The sequence below is a fragment of the Bacillus sp. CR71 genome, from assembly GCF_003429245.1.
Taxonomy (GTDB): domain Bacteria; phylum Bacillota; class Bacilli; order Bacillales; family Bacillaceae_G; genus Bacillus_A; species Bacillus_A thuringiensis_S.
In genome coordinates this window covers 1,974,053-1,989,941 of sequence record NZ_CP031748.1, presented here as the reverse complement: position 1 = coordinate 1,989,941, position 15,889 = coordinate 1,974,053, and the positions used below count along the sequence as shown (strand labels likewise).

The window sequence follows — 15,889 nt, the reverse complement described above, 5'->3', positions numbered from 1 at the left end:
AATCGAAATGATTCAGTTTTTTCTTAATATATTTACAACTGCAGTTGTTTCGTCATTTTCTTTATAGACACGCGGAATTCTTCTATCTAGCATACATGTAACTTCATAGTTTATTGTACCTAACATATCCGCTATTTCTTCTACTGCGATATTTTCTTCACCTTGTTTACCGTAGAATACTACTTCGTCTCCTACTTGTACTGGCATCGCTTTTGAAACATCCAGCATTAACTGATCCATACAAACACGGCCGATAACAGGTACTCGAATCCCGTTAATTAACGCATAGCCTTTATTAGATAATTGACGATTATAACCATCAGCATAACCAATTGGTACAGTCGCAATCCATTCTTCACCAGTTGTTACATACGTATTCCCATAACTTACACCGCGATTCTTCTTCGCATGTTTAATATGAGCTACTTTTGATTTTAACGACAACGCAGGCTGTAAAGAAACGATTGTATGATCCACTTCTTTTGACGGATACATACCGTATACTCCTATTCCAACGCGTACCATATTTTGAAATGTGTTACTTAATTCCATTGATCCTGCACTATTTGAACTATGAATATATGGTATTTGAATTCCTAATTCTCTCGCTGTATTAACAGCTTTTTCAAATAAACTTGTTTGCATATTCGTATATGATTTATCGATTTCATCTGCCGTAGAGTAATGCGTAAATATCCCTACTACCTCTACATACTCCATACGGTTTAATTCTTCTAAAAATGGTTTAACCTCTTCTTCTTGTAAACCGATACGACTCATTCCTGTATCAATTTTCACTTGAATTTGTACTTTCTTTTGAAGACGGTTTGCAATTTCATTTATACCATGTAAATCTTCTACTCTATAAACAGTCATCATAACGTCATATTGAATTACATCTTCTACAGCCGCAACTGGTGTGTATCCTAAAATTAAAATCGGCACAGTAATTCCTGCTTCTCTTAATTCTATCGCTTCATCTACAAATGCAACTGCAAGTTGATTTATTCCTGCTTCAATTGCAGCTTTGGCAACTTCAACTGCCCCATGGCCATACCCATTCGCTTTTACAGCAGCCATCATCTTAATTTTTTCATCATTTACATGTTTTTTAAATTCGTTTACATTATGTTTTACAGCATTTAAGTCAATTTCTACAATTGTATCTCTTCCATATTTCAAACTCATTGGTCTAACTCCTAACTCAATAATTGCATTCCATTCTATTTCACGTTTCATATGACCTTTTACAATATAATACTTTTCATTATGCTAGTCAAACTACTAGAATTTTCGGAATTTTGAGTATGATATAATATCCTCAAGAAACTATTATATACGGAGACGAGGAGAATTACAATGTTTGTTCAATCTGCATTACATCAACTAAAAGTTGCTATTGATACTTCTATTGATATGCTTAACCAATATAGTGAAAACGATTTAAAAATACAACCGATTCACTCAAAACGATCATTATTTGAAATGTATGCACATCTTTCTCTTATTTGTCATGCTGATTTACTCATTTTAAATGGTATTTCAGAAAAAGAATTACATACCTTTTATATAGAACATACGCCCGTAACAGTTGCTCACATGCAACAAACGATGATTGAAGGATACAACCTTCTCTCTAAAACATTTCTTTCCTACTCCCAAATAGAATTAGCAGAAGTTATGACTGCCTATTGGGGGATTTCTTATTCGCGCTTTGAATGGTTACTTGAAATCGTTGCACACTTTTATCATCATCGTGGACAAATTCATATTTTATTATGCGAGCATATGAAAGATCCTCGCATTCCTTTATTTGAGTGATTTTCCACTCATTCATTAATTATAAATAGAGAAGCTACAAAACCAATAAAAAGTATCATTCCTAATAAAATAAATGTTTGAGCATAACCTCCTATTTTCATAAGATAAATAGAAATGATAGGCCCTATACTAGTACCTAAAAATAAAATAAAAGTATAAATAGATACCGCTATTCCCCTTGCTTTCCCTCCTAATTGACCTACAAGAGAAACTAAAGACGGAACGGATATAGCAATACCTATTACAAAACAGACACTCATCATTACAAGTAGAAATAGATACGAAACAAAGCCCATTGAACTTAGACTAAAAATAGCAATCAACAATCCTCCTTGAAGAACTTTCCTTATTTCAAACCTCTTTGTTAAACGACCTGCAAGTGGTGACAGCAACATACCAAACAGCCCTGCTAAGCGAAAATAAAGGATTTGTTCCGCAGTTAAATTGTAAGTAGGAGAGCTCAAATAATTCCCTAAAACAGTATACATATTAACAAAAGCCATTAATAAAACGAATGCAATTATATAGCTTAATACTAAGCTTTTATTTGTAAAAACTTTACTCATCTGTTTAATTGGTCCCAAAATATCAGTATAGGATTGAGACGTCTCTCCTTTCGGAAGAGAATAATAAACCCATATAGCAGTACTTATATAGACAATGCTAAGAAGAAAGAAAACCATATGCCATCCAAAATGCTGACTAACAGCAGTACTTATTACCTGCCCTACAATTCCAGCTACTAAAAAACCGGTACTAACAAACCCTATTGTTGTAACCCTTTTTTCTACTGGGAACATTTCTACAACGTAGGCTAACGCTACTGGAGAAAATGTAGCTGCGGCTATCCCCTGTATACCTCTAAAAATAACAAGCCAAAAGAAACTATCTACAAACCCTAAGCAAAAAGAAACTATCGACAGTGCAAGCAATCCAATAAAAATCACTTTTTTTCGTCCATATTTATCAGAGATTGCCCCAAATAACAAACACCCTATAGCAAAGCCAACAGAAAATATACTTCCTGTAGCTGCCGAGTGTGTTAATGACGTATTAAAAATGTTTGAAAATAGAGAGATTAAAGGTATTGTTACATATAGGCTAGACATAACTACCATACCCGACCAACATAATACAGCTGTCATTATTGTATAATTCTTTTCACTATTTACTTCCTTTCCTATTTCCATCATAAACTCTCTCCCTTATTACCATTTATTTTTATTAGTTTAAAACCTCTAGATCACTAAAATAGCATTCCTTTAACTCTTATTTATTTTAATTACATAGCAAAAATTATCACCGTACAAAAAGTTAGTTAAACATATAATAAGACAAGCTAATTATATGTCCAAATAAATAAGTTGATCTTCATAATCAACTTATTTACCTACCTTCTCCTAATTTCACCTGCATAGTTGCTTGCATTTTATTTAATAGCTTTTCTAAAACTTGACGCTCTTCTTGATTAAAGCCATCAACTAACGAAGCGCAAGATAACCAAAAAGTTGGTAAAGAATGTGTAACTAGTTCTTTTCCTTTCGGAGTAATTTTCACCTTTAATCTTCTTCGATCTTTAGAATGGTGGAATCTTACGATTAACTCTCGTTTCTCCATCCAATCTAATAAGCCAGTGACAGAAGCACGTGTAATCCCTAATCGACTCGCAATATCCGAAGGACTCATGTTCACTTCTTCCCCATTCGCTTCCATTTCACGCAAAATAAACAATAGTAAAAAATCTAATTTACTCTCTGAAATACCAAGTGGAGCTAAATCTACGTCAACAGCATCAAGAACATTATCAGACGTCCATAACATTAACAAACCAAGTTTTGCTGCGATTGGATCCGTTTCCGCTGATGCTGTCTTTTTGATTAACTCTGCGTACGGCTCAATCCCTAAAGGAAGAGAATCTTTTCTTGAATCCATTCATCTTCACTCTCCTTTCTCGTTAAATAATTAGCTTACCTAATTACTTTCTCATTATACTCATATTTTTCCTTTTATCGCAAGCACATTGTTGAACAAAAAAATCCTATTATTAAAACAGGATTTTTCACACTGACTAGCTATCAGTTTTAAATAATGCGTAACTTCTTTAAGGCATAAGAAATTCCGCCTTCACTCGCCTTCGTTGTAACGAAATCAGCCCTTCTCTTCAACTCCTCTCCACCATTTCCCATCGCAACTCCTAATCCTACATACTGAAACATCTCAATATCATTTCCACCATCACCAAAAGCAATGGCTTCTGATTTACTAATATTTAAATGTTCCAATACTTTTTGAATTGCAGTTAGCTTCGATACTTTACTATCTTCCAATACATTTATAACGTAACCATGAAAACGGTCAAACGTAAGTGCTGGATATCTTTCAATGAATTTTTGAGCTTCTGCTTCATCGGCATACAGACATATGCAATACATCTCATCTGACAAGTTTTTAACTTTGTCAGGATACCGCTCTAAATTTAAAGTTTCATTTAACGCTCGTATGACACGTTCATCTTTGGAGGCAATATCATTCATTGCAAATTCTTCTGTAAAGTAAGAAACACTGTGACCATGTAATTCAGCAAAATTTGAAATATCATGAACGATTTCGCTTGAAAGTACTGATTTATGTATAACTTCTTCCCCACATTTTATATGTGCACCATTTGCAGAAATATACGTATTTATGCCTAACCCCTTAAATTGTGAGCATAAACTATATGGTCTCCCTGTTGTAACAACTACGTGAATCCCCTTATCTATTAATCTTTGTACCGCTTCTTTTGTACTTTCGTGCATACTTCTATCAATCTCGCTTAAAAGCGTACCGTCAACATCAAAAAATGCAACTTTGTACATAAGTCTTTACATCCCGTCCAAATGATTCGTATCATTAATGAAATGCACCGTTTTTTGTTCACCCTCAATTTCAATTAAACTTATTCCCGTATCTCCCATTTTGAAATAGTAGTCCATTGAAATTGGCATATTGAAAAATGCACGTAATAGACTATTAATTACGCCTCCATGGGCAACAATCGCAATTCGATCATATGTATTCTCTGTCACAATTTTAGAAAAAATCCCTTCTATTCTCATTCGAAACTCAATAAATGACTCTCCGTTTTCAAAACGGTCATGAAGAAACTTTGGTTCTGGATATTTCTTTGCTTCTTCAAATGATAAGCCAGCTTGTATTCCATTATTAAACTCCATTAATTCCTCTTCTAATTGAATTGGACAACCAATTACTTCTGCTAATGTTTCACCCGTTTCACGAGCACGTTTTAATGTGCTTGCCCAAATGAAATCTGGTGCAAAATCTTTTTTCACTTTCTGTACAAGTTTTTGTACTTGTTGTCTCCCTTTTTCAGTTAACTCAAAATCAGCTCGTCCTTCATGCACATGTAAAATATCAGCTTCTGATTCTCCGTGGCGTATTAGTAGTATTTGCATGTTTCTCTCTCCCTTTATTTAACATTCATAAAATTCCATTATATCACATTTTAAGATTTCAAAATAAAAAAGGAACGGTCTCCCGTCCCTCATCCATTCACTTTTTCCGCATCATTCCAATAATATTTACTAAACGCTTCTGTTAACACATCAATTGTGTTATATAATTCATCTAACGTATTATCAACACCACCAACTTCAATTAACATCGCATTTTTCGATAAATCTTGGTTATAAACGCCATTTCCATCTTTTTTATACTTTGGAAAAATCCCTCTACTTAATCCGTAGTAGTTTTCATCTAAATAACTATTGATTGCTCTTGCAATTTTTTCATTTTCAGCACGCCTTTCATTTTCCATCCCAATTATAAAATATAATCTTGCATACGATTTCCCGTTAATTACTTTTGTTGTTACTTTCTTACGCTGGTCATCACGATGTATATCAATCGGAAACGCAATTTTATTATTTTGTGCTAATGCTTCTTTTACATATTCATGAGACGCTTTATATGACTGATACCATACCCACTTTTTACTCGCTAATAAATCACCCATATTCGTTTTATCGTGAATTACTGGAATTCCTTGCCCCTCAAGTTGTTCCTTCATACGTTTTCCTAGTAAGGACACATTTACATCTGGGCTAGATGGATCAGTTGCCCCTGGTAATAATGGAAAGAAGGATTCCCAGCTATGTGTATGATAAATATATACTGCACTCTCACCTTTTTTCGCTCCGTTCTTTTTCTGAACCGGATTATTCTTTTCCGCTTCTGTAACTTTATCTTTTGCTACTTTCCGCTCTTTCGTTACTTCTTCAATCGGTACACTAGATTCATTTGGGATATTCGTCAAGTTTGTCCCTTCCCCAGCTACGATAATGTTAGAATAATACTTTGACATACCAGGTACTTCTTTACCGACAAATGTTCTTAAATCTTTAATCTTCAAATCTGTCGCAATAGAGAACATTAAATTCCCAACTGACTCTCGTTTATTCTGCTTAAAATAATCAAATCCATAATAGCGATTCTCACTTTCTATCATTTGAACAAAACCTTGCATCGATACTTTTCCAAACCATTGATTTGCATAATTCGATTTCATTGTATGTAAAAGTGACGTCAGAATCGACGCTATCATAATTACTATTAGCGCATATAAAAGGAGTAACGAAATTAGTTTCTTCCCATGTATTCGAGTTGCATACTTTTTCACTGCATCACCTTCTTTATACATGGATATGTACAAGCTTTTCGGAATATACGCACAAAAAAAGAGAAATGGTATCCCATTTCTCTTCCTCACTTTTATTGTTCTTTTCCTGTATCATTTGAAGGTAGTTTCTTCGCTTGTTTTTCTTTAAATATTTCTCCAATTGCCCCAAGAGTACCAAGTGTTTCAATTGCATTAGACGGAATAAAGACTTTATTTGCTGGTCCTTTTGCAACTTCTTCTAATGATTCAAATGATTTATAAGCAAGTATACGTTCATCTATATTCGCTTCACGAAGCAATTCAATACGGTTTTGTTCTGCTTTTGCGATTTCTTCAATTGCTCTTGCTTCCCCTTGCGCTTCTAATTCTTTCGCTTCTTTTAAACCTTCAGCTTCGCGAATACGCGCTTCTTTATCCCCTTCAGCCATCAAGATTTTACTTTGCTTTTCCCCTTCAGCGCGAAGAACTTTATCTTGTTTTGCTGCTTCAGCTTCTAAAATAATCGCACGTTTATTACGCTCAGCCTTCATTTGTTTTTCCATTGATGCTTGCACATCTTTTGGCGGGTTAATATCAACAACTTCGACACGTTCAATACGTACGCCCCATTTTTCTGTTGCTTCATCAAGCGCTAAGCGGATTTCTGTTGAAATTTTTTCACGACCAGATAACGTTTCATCTAGTTCCATTTTACCGATGATTTGACGCATCGTTGCTGAAGTAATATTACGAACACCATATTCATAGTTTGAAATACCATATGTCGCAAGTTCTGGTTCAACAATTTGATAGAAAATAATTGTATCAATTTCTACTTGAACATTATCTTTCGTAATTACCTTTTGCGGTGGTACATTCGTTTGTTGAATACGTAAGTCATGATATACACGGACACGATCTACAATTGGTATTAAAATATTTAACCCAGGGTGCATGATACGTTGAAACTTACCAAATCTTTCAACAACCCCAACTTTTTGCTGAGGAATAATTTTAATTGTTAATGCGATAAATGTAACTACAATTAGTGCGAATATAATCGTTAACGTTAATGCTACCATATTTATTCACTCTCCTTTTTCACTTGTAATATAGTACTATGCCTCTTTATAACAACGACTTTTTCTCCAGCATCAATTGAAGAATCTGCAATAGCTGTCCAAGTATCTCCATCCACCTTTACAATACCATTCGCTTCATTTGTAATCGCTTGCATAACAATCCCTTTTTTACCAACAAGCATATCTACTGTATCAGTAAAACCTTTTGCTTCTCGAAAGTTTTTTGAAATTCTTTTCGTAAAGAATGTCAAAGTTAAACTTACAATTGCACCAACAGTAACTTGTAACAGTAGTGCATCAGGAGCAAACAAAGCAATAAGACCTCCGACAACAGCCCCAATTCCAAGCCAAAGCATGTAAAATGTAATCGACAACATTTCTGCGATAAATAAAATACCAGCTATTATAAACCAAATTACCCAAGCAGCCATATGCAACCCTCACTTTCTTTCTCATTTTCTATATGTATATGAAGAAAAGAATGGTTTATCCGCCCTTTCTTACACTTGGGCGTTTGCTACAAGCTATTGTACATACTCACTGTTACAATGATTATTAATATAATACTATATCAATATATTCTTCATTATACATGAAAATTCCTTTCAAAAAGTGACAAAAAATGAAATTCTTTAAAAATTTTAATTTTTAAACTACAATTATTCTAATTACTAAATACTATTTTTTAGAGGTGGTATTCTTATTGAAAAACCAGTCACTAACTTACTACTTAGGTTCCAAAATATGCATTACTCTTGCTGACATCGTATATGTAATGATTATTACAACTCATATTTATATAGCAACTAAATCAGCTACTATTACTGCTCTTTTTCCACTATTACAAGTTATCACAAATCTAATTGCTAACATCTCTGCACCTCTTATAGTAAATCGTTTTCCACCTTATATGTTGTTATATACGCTACAATGGCTAAAAACAGTCTTTTTACTATTATTAATGATTTTATTTCCGGTCTTATCCACAAATATTATAGCTCTATTAACTTTTATTTTTTTCATTTCATTATGTAGTGGATGGAGTGCTCCATTACTATACAGCATTCTTCCGCGCCTTACACCAAAAGAAAAATTAGTAAAAGTAAATAGTATCTTTTCCTTTTCAACACAAATTGCGCAAGCCGCCGCTTATTCATTTACGAGTGTTATCGTTCTTCTCATTGGCGCTACATCTACACTCATGATTAATAACATGTTGATGATTTTTGGATGCATTGCATTACACTTTTCATTACATACCATACATACTGAACGAATAGCAGACCCTCCCTCTTCAAAAAGTACTGCTTTATCGGAAGGTTGGAAACTCTTATTTCAAAATCCTTCTCTCCGTACCGTTACATATATGGACTTAATTGAAACTTTCGCAGGGACAATATGGATTGGTGCTATTACAATGGCATATGTTACGTCTATTCTTCATAAAAGCGAAGAATGGTGGGGATATATTAATACAAGTTATTATGTTGGTACGTTAATCGGTGGTCTATTAGCATGGAAAATGAGTTCCTATATTCAAAACAATTTAATACGATCCATGTCGATTGGCTCTCTTATGTTTAGCATTCTTACATTTTTATATGGTATGACGAGCAGCGGATTTATTGCGCTTTTTCTATGTGTTCTAATGGGACCATGTTATCAAATTAGAGATATTTCTCAAACGACAGTTTTACAATCAAGTGTCGCCCCTTCTTTATTATAAAAAATGTATACGGTACATGGCGCCCTTCTTTCAACAACTTCTGGTCTTTCTATGCTTAGCGTTGGCATTATTACTGATATGTTCGGTGTCCGTACAATTTATATAATCGCTTCTATTCTTATTTTATGTTCCGCTTGTTTATCTTTCAGTTTATTAAAATATTATAAACCAGAGTAGAATAATCTATCACTGTAGTCAACACAGCAAAAAGGACAGGAATTCCCTGTCCTTTTTGTTTATTCTGTTCATGACAAGTTCGGGATTTTTCTATGTTTTGTCGCCTGTTCAAAAGCGTAAGCTAGCTTAATTAATATCCCTTCACTAAAGGCAGTACTTGCAATCGTAATTCCAAAAGGTCTCCCGCTTTCCATATACCCTGCTGGTATTGCTATAGACGGATAACCCGCTTTCGCACATATAGTAGAACCTATATAGGAAGGAAACAGTATCGCATCAAGATTATATTTTTCCAATGCAAAATCAATGCCTTGTTCTTGAGAAAAATATATATCTTCTAATCTCGCATTTAAATATTCTGGATTTCGTAACGTATTAGGAAAATCTTTTCTTCCCTCTAACTTAGTTTGTCCATATTTTAAAGCTCTTTCTGCCATGTTTTTATTAAACTCCATTAACTCCGAAATAGAATGTACCGGAATAATAGAACGTAATTTAGAAAGATAGTTATCTAAACTATGCTTCAGTTCATAAAGCGGAACTCCCCAACTCCATTCTCTATGAAAAGAATGAATATCAATATTCTCTACTACTGCCGCTCCCTCATTACGTAATACTTGGATCGTTTCTTTAAACAATTTTTCATCATACTCACCATTTTCGTAATAATCTTTTGGTGCGTCGTTAAACACACCAATTTTCGCTCCATTTAAACCATTAGCATCAAGGTAAGATGTATAATCCTGATATGCCCTACCTTCACTTTTACGAGTTGCTACATCTTTCTCATCCACTCCAGTTAAGCTCCCTAGTAAAATAGCGGCATCTGTTACTGTTCTAGCAAATGGTCCAGCTGTATCTTGCGAATAAGTGAATGGAATAATTCCTCTACGACTAATTAGACCGACAGTCGGTTTAATGCCAACTACAGAGTTTTGAACAGCGGGGCTCAAAATAGAAGCATCGGTTTCTGTCCCAATAGATACTACTGTAAAGTTAGCGGCAACTGCTATCGCAGAGCCTGTACTTGAGCCCCCAACAAACATACCATCCTTACCCGTTCCGTATGGATTAATTGTTTGACCACCTCTTGCACTATATCCAGCCCACATTTTAAAAGACATTGCATTTGCTAATTCTGTCATATTCGTTTTTCCTATTATCACGGCCCCTGCTTCTCGCAGTTTAGTAACGAGAAATGCATCTTCACTACTTATATTTTGTTCTAGAGCAATCGTACCTGCACTTGTATGCATGGAGTCATTCGTTTCAATATTATCCTTAACCAAAACAGGTATACCATGTAGCGGACCCCTTACACCCTTTGTCTTTCTTTCATGATCTAACGCTTCTGCAATAAAAATAGCATCTGGATTGATTTCTAAAATTGAATTGATTTTCGGTCCGTCTTGATCATACTTTGCGATTCTATAGAGATAATACATCACTAGCTCTTTTGAAGTTAACTTTCCAGATTCCATTTCATTTTGAATATCTTGAATTGTTAGTTCCGTTTTTAAGATTGGATTAAACTGAATTTCCATTTATATTCTCCCTTATATGAACTTTTTTAGCGTATACCCCTTACTTTTTCATTTTTTCACCTCAACACATCCTAAATTAATATCCCTTTAAAGAAATTCAATTTCCTTATTTAAACACCTTTAATTTACCGAAAAATAAAAAAAGTCTGAAACGGATTAACCTTCGCTTCAGACTCTTACATTACTGTGCGTATACTTCATCTAACAAATGTAAAAACTCACCTTGTTTCCCAGCTAATTCAGGGCATTTTGCAATATTAATCCATTCGTAGCAAAATACTAATCCTTTATCTTCCTCACCAGCACTTACAATATGTTCCCAAGTATCCTTTACATCTGTTAGTAAAGTTACATGGAAAAAGTGGCGTTTTTCATATTCCTGTTTTTCTTTCATATGTATAATGTAATCTGCTAAAAAACGCTCTATGCATAAATGACGCAATCCGGATTCTTCCTGTACTTCACGCAATATAGCCGCTTCTAACGTTTCACCTTCATCAACCGTTCCCCCTGGCACTTGAATACCAGCTTCATGTATATCACGATGTTTAAAAACAAGTAATTGCATAACCCCCTCTTTTTCTCTTGTAATATATGCATGTACTTTTTTCTTATATAACATCGTCATTGTACGCCTCTCCCCTCAATTGTTCACTCTGTTACTTCTTCAAGCGTCAGTTGATTATCATACAAATATGTAGCTTGTGGATTTCCCACATACCTTACGTGCCATGGTTCATACCGATAGCCCGTAATCGTCTCTTTCGCTTTTGTGTATCGAATCACAAAACCAAATTTATGGGCATTTTCAGAAAGCCACTGACCTTCTTTCGTTTCCCCAAAAACCGTCTCTAACTGAAATTTAGCAGATTGAGACGTAATATCCATAGCTAGTCCAGTTTGATGCTCACTTGTACCAGGAACCGCGCTAGACATTGCTGTTTTTGCTTCTCCATCTTGTTTTTTATACATCGTATTTAATGCTTTTTGTCGATCAAAAGATCTAAATCCAGAAACTGCAAACAGGAAAATACGCTCGTTGTCAGCCTGCTGAAACATATCCTCAAGCGCCCTCGCTGCCTCTTTTCTCATCTTTTTCTTTTCTTGATCACCTTCACTAGAGTAGCGCACTTTCGGAATAACTAAATCTGGCGGTCTATACCCATCTGGTAAACGCCTACTTTTATTCACAAGTACAAGCATTGAATTCGGATTATTAATTACCGCAATATCCCCATCCATATTAGCAATCGTTTCTTTTGCTTTCGGAAATATGCTATTTACACTTACTTCCCGCGCCTGCTTATCCTTATACATTTTATAATTGATTCCTGCTACTCCAACAATAATTATTGCAGCTATGATACCAAGTAGTGCCCATCTTTTTTTCATATAACGACCTCTTATTTTAATAATTTGGCCATTTCATACTCATCGATGCCCTTTCCATCGATAATAAGAGCAGCTTTTTTGACACCTTCTTTCTCAAATCCAGCTTTTTTATATAGTGCCTGAGCTCTTGTATTGTGGGCCATTACTGTTAATTCTAAACGCCATACATCATGTAATTTTGCCCACTTCTCAACCTCTTTAAACAATCTCGTCCCAATACCTCGCCCGTTATACTCTTGCAAAATACCAATTACAATGGTTGCTACATGCCTCTTTCTTTGAATGTTATTTCCATTCACTAATATAAAACCTACTATCCTCTCATCTTCAACTGCTACAAATATTGTTGCATATTCATTTTCTATAAAGCGATGGATCATTTTTTCTTGTTGCTCAGCTGTAGTTTTTCTTTCTCCTGGTTCATATAACATAAACTTCGTTTCTTCATCTAATTGCTTACTTAATTGCAAAAATGATGCTGCATCTTCTATTTCGATTTCCCTAATCACTTCAATCACCCTACCAGTTTCATAATAAAAAGTTTTCCTTATAAAAAGATTTTCTCTACTTTCCCGAAAATCCCTTTGTAAATCTCCTACTATAAATTGACAAATTTCGATATTACTATAACAACGACAAATTATGTCTATTCTGTGACGTCTCATCATTACAAAGAAAAAACGCAAGCATTACACTTACGTTTTTTCAAAAATACTGTGAACTCATCTTCATCAGGTGAGGTCTCTCACCAATTTAAATTTCACTTTATCCATTCACTTTTTCTGCCTGCCAAAAATATTCACCAAATGCTTTAGCAAGTGCATCAATTGATCGATTCAATTCTTCCTCTGTATTATCTACACCGCCAACTTCTATTAATATCGCTTGTCCTGATAGGTCTTGATTATAGATTCCATTTCCTGTCTGGAACCCTTTTTGAATGACCCCACGACTCACTCCTGGATATTTCTTATTAATCGCCTCATGTAAAGCTGTCGCTAATTGTAAGTTTTTTTCATAGTTTTTATTTCCTTTCCCTACTACAAATGCAAGCTTTGCATATGATTTATCTCCAATTGTTTTTGTCGTTACATTCTTTCGGGCACTATCACGATGCAAATCAAAAAAGTATTGAAGATCTTTATTTCCAGCCATAGCTTGCTGCACAATTTCTCGTGACATCTTATACGAACTATTACTGTTTAAACCTTTACTTATTAACTTTTGACCAACATCACTCTTATCGTTAGTGGCGCCAATTCCTTCACCTTCTAGTTGTTCACGGAAACGGTCTCCTAATATAGAAATATTCGATACAGAACTCGTTGCTTTATTCGGATTCGGGTCATTCGTTAAGTTAAGTAAAGGTAAATAGGATTCCCAGCTATGTGTATGATAAATAAACGCAACTTGTCTTTTCCCGGTCGTTTGGGACGGCTGTTTTTTCTCTTTACTCGTATCTTGTTTAGGTGCTTGTCCAGTTCCACTAGTCCGTTCCTTCACTACTTCTTCAAGAGGGACACTCGACTCTATCGGTAAGTTAGAATAATTTGTACCCTCACCCGCAATAACAATTTCTGTATCGTACTTACCAAACCCAGGGAGCTCTTTCCCGACAAAACTGCGTACATCATTAAAGCGAATATTTGTAGCCATAGAAAAGAGAAAAGAAGAAATTGAAAAATCTTGATTCAAATTTCGATACTCCTGTGTAAAATAATGATTCTCTTTTCCAAGTACATACATGTAACCATTCATCGATAACTCATTTAACCAATTATATAAATACGTTGACTTCGTCTCTTTCATAGAGGTTACCATCATACTAATAAGAAAAAAAGTCGCTAGCACTGTAGTAATAACAAATAAAACTAACTTACGCATGCTTGTAAACTTCATAAAAAAAAAGCCCCGATTCATACTATCACCTCTCTATTTCAAGTTATGTACAAGCCCTAGAGAATAGACCGTTAAAATTTCGGCTATATTGTTAATGAGGTGAAATGAATTGAAGCTATTAATAGGAATATTACCAATCGCTCTATCATTCATTTTTTATTTGTCCGCTAAGCATCCAAAAGTCTCTATTGTGCTACATATTTCTGCGTACTTGGCACTGTATGTACTCGGTACAATTATTTCCATTAATATATACGATGTTTTAATACAAGATTTAGTTTTCATGACAAGCATTCATGGAATTTTACTGAATCCATTTTTCCTTATTGCAGGAGCGTATATAGGAACTTACACTTTGTACCTACTTTTGTCTCACATTATTATGAAAATAAAAAATGGAGCGTAATGAAATGCAACCACCATTTATCTGTCATACATGCAAAAAAAGAATTGTAAGAAAGAAAGATCTTATTACAGCCACATGGTGCTTCCGCTTTTATTTATTTCACAGTGATTGTTTTAAACGACAGCAAGTGTTCATCTCACGGTTTCTCCCTGTGAATACACTTTTCAATTTCTTTCTTATTGTATATGGACTTATTTTTGGCAGTATTCTTATGATTACAGAACCATCTATTATTTGGCTGACTTTCTTTTTCCCCATTTTTTATCGGTTTCTTTCTTATTATTATGTTGAACGTTTTTTCTCTACATAACGAGTTGACTGTCCTTTAGGAATGCTTAAACATAGCCACTCATTTTCTTTTAACATTTTACCGATGTAAATAATCTGTCCAATATGCAATGCATAATGAGAAATTTGCCTTTCAATTGCTTGCAGGACCGTATGAGCTTCACCACGAATGTATACCGTCTTCAATAGATGTTCCGGCAATATCGTATTCATCGTATTAAAAACGTATTCCCATCCTTCTTGCCACGCTGCAAGGGCTTCCTTCTTTGAAGAATAGCCTCCTTCAAATTCACCATCTCGGTCACGATCAACTTTTTCACCATCAGATGTTAAAAAATCCGTCCATCTAGAACGCATATTACCATGCAGATGCTTTATAATAATCGCTATACTATTTGTTTCTTCATGAGAAGACCATTGTATTTGTTCGTATGATAATTGAGAAAGTGCCCGTTCCCCTTGCTTCTTTGTTGCTTTAAAGTTCGAAATCGCACATTGTAAATATTCTCGTCCGATACCCATATTAGCCCCTGCCTTCACCCTAGCTAATTTTTGTTCCATTTGGCAATTCCATATTAGGCTGAAGCAACACAACATCATCAGCTTCAGGAACGCCGCCAAGCACAAGCACTTCCGATTTAAATCCAGCTACACGCTTTGGCGGGAAATTTACAACAGCAACAATTTGTTGACCGACTAAACCTTCTGGGCTATACCTTTTCGTAATTTGAGCACTTGACTGCTTTATCCCAATTTCTCCAAAATCAATTTCTAGTTTAATCGCTGGAACTCTCGCTTCTTTAAATTCCTCTGCATGTATTACAGTTCCAATTCGCAAATCCAAATTTAAAAAATCTTCAAAATTAGCCATTTTATCATTCCTCCCAATTATTACTT

18 protein-coding genes and 1 pseudogene are annotated in these 15,889 nt (G+C 34.7%); 4 read left to right on the top strand and 15 right to left on the bottom strand.

What is annotated here, in order from left to right:
- Positions 1–12 precede the first annotated feature (12 nt).
- On the bottom strand, positions 13–1,188 hold the full coding sequence (gene alr, locus DOS87_RS10235) for an alanine racemase (protein ID WP_014895227.1): 1,176 nt from the start codon (positions 1,186–1,188) through the stop codon (positions 13–15).
- A 171-nt stretch (positions 1,189–1,359) separates the two neighbouring features.
- On the opposite strand from alr, the gene DOS87_RS10230 reads away from it, so the two are divergent.
- Entirely contained in the window at positions 1,360–1,821 is a 462-nt protein-coding gene (locus DOS87_RS10230) for a DinB family protein (RefSeq protein WP_000497993.1), read from the top strand.
- 8 nt (positions 1,822–1,829) lie between these two features.
- Here the strand turns inward: DOS87_RS10230 and DOS87_RS10225 are convergent, their stop codons facing one another.
- The 7 genes from DOS87_RS10225 to DOS87_RS10195 all read right to left on the bottom strand — a co-directional run bounded on the left by DOS87_RS10225 (position 1,830) and on the right by DOS87_RS10195 (position 7,991).
- The gene (locus tag DOS87_RS10225; RefSeq protein ID WP_118961797.1) at positions 1,830–3,011 is read right to left on the bottom strand and encodes an MFS transporter; all 1,182 of its coding nucleotides are present in this window, start codon (positions 3,009–3,011) and stop codon (positions 1,830–1,832) included.
- 196 nt (positions 3,012–3,207) lie between these two features.
- Positions 3,208–3,753 (bottom strand): MarR family winged helix-turn-helix transcriptional regulator, encoded by a 546-nt coding sequence (locus tag DOS87_RS10220; protein ID WP_000378334.1) that lies wholly within the window; start codon positions 3,751–3,753, stop codon positions 3,208–3,210.
- Positions 3,754–3,902: 149 nt separating this feature from the next.
- Positions 3,903–4,679 (bottom strand): Cof-type HAD-IIB family hydrolase, encoded by a 777-nt coding sequence (locus DOS87_RS10215; protein WP_000278722.1) that lies wholly within the window; start codon positions 4,677–4,679, stop codon positions 3,903–3,905.
- 6 nt (positions 4,680–4,685) lie between these two features.
- Positions 4,686–5,276 carry a histidine phosphatase family protein gene (locus DOS87_RS10210; RefSeq protein WP_001166447.1) on the bottom strand — a complete coding sequence of 197 codons (591 nt, stop codon included), beginning with the start codon at positions 5,274–5,276 and terminating at the stop codon, positions 4,686–4,688.
- An 89-nt stretch (positions 5,277–5,365) separates the two neighbouring features.
- Positions 5,366–6,571 (bottom strand): stage II sporulation protein P, encoded by a 1,206-nt coding sequence (gene spoIIP / locus DOS87_RS10205; protein WP_374058747.1) that lies wholly within the window; start codon positions 6,569–6,571, stop codon positions 5,366–5,368.
- 20 nt (positions 6,572–6,591) lie between these two features.
- Entirely contained in the window at positions 6,592–7,560 is a 969-nt protein-coding gene (locus DOS87_RS10200) for an SPFH domain-containing protein (RefSeq protein WP_000226256.1), read from the bottom strand.
- 2 nt (positions 7,561–7,562) lie between these two features.
- Positions 7,563–7,991, bottom strand: coding sequence for an NfeD family protein (locus DOS87_RS10195; RefSeq protein WP_000741974.1), 429 nt, complete (start codon positions 7,989–7,991; stop codon positions 7,563–7,565).
- Positions 7,992–8,263: 272 nt separating this feature from the next.
- On the opposite strand from DOS87_RS10195, the pseudogene DOS87_RS10190 reads away from it, so the two are divergent.
- Positions 8,264–9,463: pseudogene (locus DOS87_RS10190) on the top strand (MFS transporter).
- Positions 9,464–9,531: 68 nt separating this feature from the next.
- Here the strand turns inward: DOS87_RS10190 and DOS87_RS10185 are convergent.
- The 5 genes from DOS87_RS10185 to spoIIP (DOS87_RS10165) form a co-directional block, all read right to left on the bottom strand.
- The gene (locus DOS87_RS10185) at positions 9,532–11,007 is read right to left on the bottom strand and encodes an amidase family protein (RefSeq protein WP_000405403.1); all 1,476 of its coding nucleotides are present in this window, start codon (positions 11,005–11,007) and stop codon (positions 9,532–9,534) included.
- Between the two features lie 181 nt (positions 11,008–11,188).
- A complete protein-coding gene (locus tag DOS87_RS10180; protein WP_000178282.1) occupies positions 11,189–11,635 on the bottom strand; it encodes an NUDIX hydrolase in 447 nt (148 codons plus the stop codon).
- A 23-nt stretch (positions 11,636–11,658) separates the two neighbouring features.
- Positions 11,659–12,399 (bottom strand): M15 family metallopeptidase, encoded by a 741-nt coding sequence (locus DOS87_RS10175; protein WP_000747643.1) that lies wholly within the window; start codon positions 12,397–12,399, stop codon positions 11,659–11,661.
- An 11-nt stretch (positions 12,400–12,410) separates the two neighbouring features.
- A complete protein-coding gene (locus tag DOS87_RS10170) occupies positions 12,411–12,908 on the bottom strand; it encodes a GNAT family N-acetyltransferase (protein ID WP_000617571.1) in 498 nt (165 codons plus the stop codon).
- A gap of 256 nt (positions 12,909–13,164) precedes the next feature.
- On the bottom strand, positions 13,165–14,319 hold the full coding sequence (gene spoIIP / locus DOS87_RS10165) for a stage II sporulation protein P (RefSeq protein WP_001079284.1): 1,155 nt from the start codon (positions 14,317–14,319) through the stop codon (positions 13,165–13,167).
- 88 nt (positions 14,320–14,407) lie between these two features.
- Here spoIIP (DOS87_RS10165) and DOS87_RS10160 point away from each other — a divergent pair, with 88 nt between their 5' ends.
- Entirely contained in the window at positions 14,408–14,704 is a 297-nt protein-coding gene (locus tag DOS87_RS10160) for a hypothetical protein (RefSeq protein ID WP_000770731.1), read from the top strand.
- Between the two features lie 4 nt (positions 14,705–14,708).
- Positions 14,709–15,014 (top strand): hypothetical protein, encoded by a 306-nt coding sequence (locus tag DOS87_RS10155; protein WP_043333388.1) that lies wholly within the window; start codon positions 14,709–14,711, stop codon positions 15,012–15,014.
- Here the strand turns inward: DOS87_RS10155 and DOS87_RS10150 are convergent.
- Together DOS87_RS10150 and csaA are read right to left on the bottom strand one after the other, a co-directional pair.
- Complete coding sequence (locus tag DOS87_RS10150) at positions 14,987–15,553, bottom strand: DUF1572 domain-containing protein (RefSeq protein WP_000435822.1); 567 nt, start codon at positions 15,551–15,553, stop codon at positions 14,987–14,989. The two genes, DOS87_RS10155 and DOS87_RS10150, sit on opposite strands and share 28 nt — an antisense overlap.
- The gene (csaA, locus tag DOS87_RS10145) at positions 15,534–15,863 is read right to left on the bottom strand and encodes a chaperone CsaA (protein ID WP_001263021.1); all 330 of its coding nucleotides are present in this window, start codon (positions 15,861–15,863) and stop codon (positions 15,534–15,536) included. Before csaA ends, DOS87_RS10150 begins: the two co-directional genes overlap by 20 nt.
- Positions 15,864–15,889 lie beyond the last annotated feature (26 nt).

What these genes read in the sequence shown, in the direction of transcription:
- alr (WP_014895227.1), bottom strand. Translation starts at nt 1,188, where the DNA reads ATGAGTTTGAAATATGGAAGAGATACAATTGTAGAAATTGACTTAAAT.
- DOS87_RS10230 (WP_000497993.1), top strand. Translation starts at nt 1,360, where the DNA reads ATGTTTGTTCAATCTGCATTACATCAACTAAAAGTTGCTATTGATACT.
- DOS87_RS10225 (WP_118961797.1), bottom strand. Translation starts at nt 3,011, where the DNA reads ATGGAAATAGGAAAGGAAGTAAATAGTGAAAAGAATTATACAATAATG.
- DOS87_RS10220 (WP_000378334.1), bottom strand. Translation starts at nt 3,753, where the DNA reads ATGGATTCAAGAAAAGATTCTCTTCCTTTAGGGATTGAGCCGTACGCA.
- DOS87_RS10215 (WP_000278722.1), bottom strand. Translation starts at nt 4,679, where the DNA reads ATGTACAAAGTTGCATTTTTTGATGTTGACGGTACGCTTTTAAGCGAG.
- DOS87_RS10210 (WP_001166447.1), bottom strand. Translation starts at nt 5,276, where the DNA reads ATGCAAATACTACTAATACGCCACGGAGAATCAGAAGCTGATATTTTA.
- DOS87_RS10200 (WP_000226256.1), bottom strand. Translation starts at nt 7,560, where the DNA reads ATGGTAGCATTAACGTTAACGATTATATTCGCACTAATTGTAGTTACA.
- DOS87_RS10195 (WP_000741974.1), bottom strand. Translation starts at nt 7,991, where the DNA reads ATGGCTGCTTGGGTAATTTGGTTTATAATAGCTGGTATTTTATTTATC.
- DOS87_RS10185 (WP_000405403.1), bottom strand. Translation starts at nt 11,007, where the DNA reads ATGGAAATTCAGTTTAATCCAATCTTAAAAACGGAACTAACAATTCAA.
- DOS87_RS10180 (WP_000178282.1), bottom strand. Translation starts at nt 11,635, where the DNA reads ATGACGATGTTATATAAGAAAAAAGTACATGCATATATTACAAGAGAA.
- DOS87_RS10175 (WP_000747643.1), bottom strand. Translation starts at nt 12,399, where the DNA reads ATGAAAAAAAGATGGGCACTACTTGGTATCATAGCTGCAATAATTATT.
- spoIIP (WP_001079284.1), bottom strand. Translation starts at nt 14,319, where the DNA reads ATGAATCGGGGCTTTTTTTTTATGAAGTTTACAAGCATGCGTAAGTTA.
- DOS87_RS10155 (WP_043333388.1), top strand. Translation starts at nt 14,709, where the DNA reads ATGCAACCACCATTTATCTGTCATACATGCAAAAAAAGAATTGTAAGA.
- DOS87_RS10150 (WP_000435822.1), bottom strand. Translation starts at nt 15,553, where the DNA reads ATGGAACAAAAATTAGCTAGGGTGAAGGCAGGGGCTAATATGGGTATC.
- csaA (WP_001263021.1), bottom strand. Translation starts at nt 15,863, where the DNA reads ATGGCTAATTTTGAAGATTTTTTAAATTTGGATTTGCGAATTGGAACT.